A 3,757-nucleotide genomic window follows, 5' to 3' on the forward strand; every position below is an offset into this window, starting at 1 on the left:
CCCCCCCCCCCTAGCGCCGCCCGCACCCGACGGCCGACGCCAGCCGCCCCCGCCACGCGGCGGCTCCTGATATTAATCGAGAGCGATGATATCATATTCTAATGTGATATCAAGTCATCTTTTTGATGCCAATGCCTGCATGCCGCTAAAGCGGTATAACTGACGTAAGGGTATCCGGCTTGCCGTCACGCCGATTATCTCGTAGCTTCCGATAATGTTTCTTCTCGGAAGTTACGTTGTTAGGTTGAACCTATGGCGACGATCCATCTGATAGACGGAACCTCGGGCCAGTTTGTCCCGGTGAAGCCGTCCAAGGGTGAGGCCTGCAATGGGTGCGGCTACTGTTGCACCGTGGAGCCGTGCGCCCTTGCGGTCGAATACGTCGGCGCCGGCAAGGAAGGCCCGTGCCCGGCTCTGGAGTTCGAGGGCGGCCGTGCTTGGTGCGGGCTCGTCCGGCACGCCAGCCGATATATGGATCTGCCGAACGACTGGGCTGACCAGATCATCGGTGAAATGTTCGCGGCGGCGTTGGGCGCCGGCCGTGGCTGTGATGCCGACGACTACACGCTGCCGGACATTGGGGAGGCGAGCGATGCCTAAGCTACCCGCTCAGCGGCCGAAGCCATGACCGACGACGCGCCCAACACCCTGCCGGCCGAGCTACCTGCCTATTCCGGCAGGTTGCCCGCTGAGGCCATGGCCTTGGTCCGAGCCTATCAGCGTGCCTCGAAGGCCGATGCGACGGTGCGGGCCTACACGGCCGACGCCAAGGTCTTTCAGGCCTGGTGCAGCCGCCATGGGTTCGAGGCCGTGCCGGCGAGCCCCGAAGCGGTGGCTGGGTTCATCGTCTCGGAAGCGGAGGCAGGCCGAGCCGCCTCGACCATCGACCGGCGGATCGCCGCCATCAAGTATGCGCATAAGCTGGCGAAGGCGCTGGACCCCACCGACGACGAAGCGGTGAGGGCGGTCCTGAAGGGTGTCCGTCGCCGGATCGGCACGGCACCGACCCAGAAGGCGGCCGCCACGGTCGACATCGTTCAGCTCCTCCTGGCCCAGACGCCACGGACCCTCACCGGCAAGCGCGACAGAGCCTTGCTGGCATTGGGCTTCGCCGGAGCCTTGCGCCGGAGTGAGTTGGTCGCCCTCGACGTCGAGGATTTGGTTGAGCATCCCGAAGGCCTGCGGGTTCGGATCCGGAAGGCCAAGACCGACCAAGAGGGCAGGGGCGCCGAGGTCGCGATCCCGCACGGCCGCTATGTCCGGCCGGTGGCGTTGGTCCGGGAATGGCTTGATGCCGCCGGCATCATGGAAGGTCCGGTATTCCGTCCCGTCTCGCGGTCGGGCCGAGTTAGGGGTGCCCAACTTGGGCACCCTTCCACTGGCTCAAAGGGTGGAGAAATTCCCCAGCCTCAGAAGAGCACGGCGAAGGGTGGCCAACTTGGCCACCCTCGGCTCACAGACCGATCCGTCGCCAACATTCTGCAGGCCTACTGCACGGCCGCCGGCCTCGATGCCTCAGCCTTCGGGGCTCATTCCCTGCGGGCTGGATACATCACCAGCGCGGCCGAGCGTGGGGCTGACCTCGCCCGGATCATGGACCAATCCCGTCACCGGGATCCTAAGACGGTCGTCGGCTACATCCGGCGGGCGAACGCCTTCAAGGATCACTCAGGAAGCGGGTTTTTGTAAATTGCGACACCTGACGTCGATCCCCTTTAACCTAGACTGTTGTGCTCGCGGCGATACTCGGCCGATATTGTCTTGAGAACGCCCCTGTCCGTGTGACTAGGCGGCAAATCCGCGAGGCCGCCATGGCGCTGACGGGACGGTTCTGGTTCAAACGAACATGGAGGGGGAAGCTCATCCTCCTCGTCGAGGATGAGAGGCGTCGTTGGTTCAGCCGTCGCGGAGCGACGAAGCTGCGCTGGCGAGATGCAACGCTCCTTGATCTCGCAGAACCGGAGCTGCAGGCGTTGGTAAACTTGGAACGCACGCGCCGTGCAGAGCATACTGCTAGCTCGGGGCGACGCCTGCGCGCGCTCTAATAACTGAGAGTAGGCCACGCCTAGCGGCCATTCGCGATGGATCGTAGCGGCACAATTTTCCGGTATTCGGGCGCAAACGCCACAAGCAATTTCAGCGCCTTAACTCCACTTTCGGGGCATACAAAACGAACATGTGCTGAGCGGTTTAGTCCCCAAGCGGGCCGAGATTGCAGGCCAGATCGACCACAAGCGAGCCGAGCTGCGCAAGCTTGTTACTAACCTCGACGCGATCGACGCGGCCATCCGCATCTTTGACCCCAACGCGGACGTGGGAGCCATCCCAAACCGCCAGTACCTGCCCCGTCATGCCGCCTTCCGGGACGAGATGATGCGGCACGCCATGGGGGCATTGAGGCTCGCGGAGGGTCCGATCACGTCACGGGATATCGCTCGCGTGGTGATGCAGGGGCGCGGGTTGGACCCCGATGACGCGGCGCTAGGCCAGACCATTCGCAAGCGCGTCGGCGCCTGTCTGTAGAAGATGAAGCAGGCGGGCCACGCGCAGGGGGTGGCCTTGGTGAACGATCTCAAAGGATGGGCGCGCGCCTGACACGCTTGAGCCAGTGTGACTCATATGGCCCCTTGTAGGGGCTATGAGATCGGCGAGCGCAATCCCTACTAGCCATAGCCAACCTAGACGTTATGCCAAGCGTAACGTTCGGGAGGCGTCTGTTGCACAAACCTGTAGATACAGCGCGGCCTGATTTTGCTGAGCAATTGCCAGCAAACTGTCCGCCCGCGGATGCTGCCAAGACATCTAAGCGGCAACTTTTGCGTCTCGGTCGTAAAGACCCACCCACGCCACAATGTTTTGAGTCATACTCGGCTAAAGGCCGAACATGTGACGATGATACCGATCCCTGCGAGCATGCTTCTTGCTCCACATTTATCCATTATGAAAACGACGATTTTGCGCAAGCTCTCTCGCGCCTGCCATCTTTCAAGAAATTCTATAAATATCTGCACTTTATGAATATTGATGAAAAAACTGGTATTATGAAGATAAATCAGTACACTGGCCACGTCGATTTATGGATATTTTCGACGTTCGATCCAGTGTCGTCTGTAGGCTCAACGAGGCGGATCAAATGACTGTTCGAAAGCCTCGCACGGCCTCAACCGCACAACTGGCCCAAACCCTTACCTATTTTGACGGCCCTCAAGTTGCGCTTTTGCGGACTGATCGCAACAGAGAAATGCTTGCAGTTCATGTCGATCGAGACGACATGAACCACGCAATGTTTGCATGCGAAATCAACAAATCGACATTGCGAAAGTATATGGATCAACGGTTTGACCTAAGATACACATTTACTGACTCCGAGTATGGCATTAAGCATTATTTTTTTGATTGGGATAGCATGCATGATAAAATCGTTAAGCTAAAAATAGCGACCAAGGATGAAATAGAAAACGAAGATTTTTATCCAGAACCAGGCTTTTTCTCGCGGCATCACACCCGAGAATATGCTGCTCCGGCGCGAGCCGCCGCGGAAGCGCAAAAGTACAAGATTGATGGAACTTGGGATGCGTCAGATTTCTCAAAATTTTACGGTCGCATTTCCGATTTGTACGCGGTGATGACGCTCTCGTCTTCGAAGTTAATAAAATCTGTCGCAGAAATTGATCTTATATTCGTAAGGCAAACCATCTCGCACTACATGTGGCGAGGAGGTGGGAGCTATGTAAATTTTTATGACAGTGTTTTTGAG

Annotated in this window: 6 protein-coding genes; all 6 read left to right on the top strand. The window is 58.5% G+C overall.

What is annotated here, in order from left to right:
• The first annotated feature begins 252 nt into the window (after positions 1 to 252).
• Complete coding sequence (locus FV242_RS33160; RefSeq protein ID WP_147941907.1) at positions 253 to 600, top strand: hypothetical protein; 348 nt, start codon at positions 253 to 255, stop codon at positions 598 to 600.
• 24 nt (positions 601 to 624) lie between these two features.
• Positions 625 to 1,689 (top strand): site-specific integrase, encoded by a 1,065-nt coding sequence (locus tag FV242_RS33165; RefSeq protein WP_246693005.1) that lies wholly within the window; start codon positions 625 to 627, stop codon positions 1,687 to 1,689.
• A gap of 122 nt (positions 1,690 to 1,811) precedes the next feature.
• Positions 1,812 to 2,045 (top strand): hypothetical protein, encoded by a 234-nt coding sequence (locus FV242_RS35970; protein ID WP_147941908.1) that lies wholly within the window; start codon positions 1,812 to 1,814, stop codon positions 2,043 to 2,045.
• A 133-nt stretch (positions 2,046 to 2,178) separates the two neighbouring features.
• Complete coding sequence (locus tag FV242_RS33175) at positions 2,179 to 2,523, top strand: hypothetical protein (RefSeq protein WP_147941909.1); 345 nt, start codon at positions 2,179 to 2,181, stop codon at positions 2,521 to 2,523.
• A 194-nt stretch (positions 2,524 to 2,717) separates the two neighbouring features.
• Positions 2,718 to 3,137: a hypothetical protein gene (locus FV242_RS33180; RefSeq protein WP_147941910.1), complete on the top strand. Its 420-nt coding sequence runs from the start codon at positions 2,718 to 2,720 to the stop codon at positions 3,135 to 3,137.
• Positions 3,134 to 3,757 (top strand): hypothetical protein (locus FV242_RS33185; protein WP_147941911.1); only part of this gene is annotated, 624 nt, incomplete at its 3' end. The genes FV242_RS33180 and FV242_RS33185, both read left to right, overlap by 4 nt.

Origin of the sequence: Methylobacterium sp. WL64, assembly GCF_008039945.1 — a bacterium.
In the GTDB taxonomy this organism is placed as follows: domain Bacteria; phylum Pseudomonadota; class Alphaproteobacteria; order Rhizobiales; family Beijerinckiaceae; genus Methylobacterium.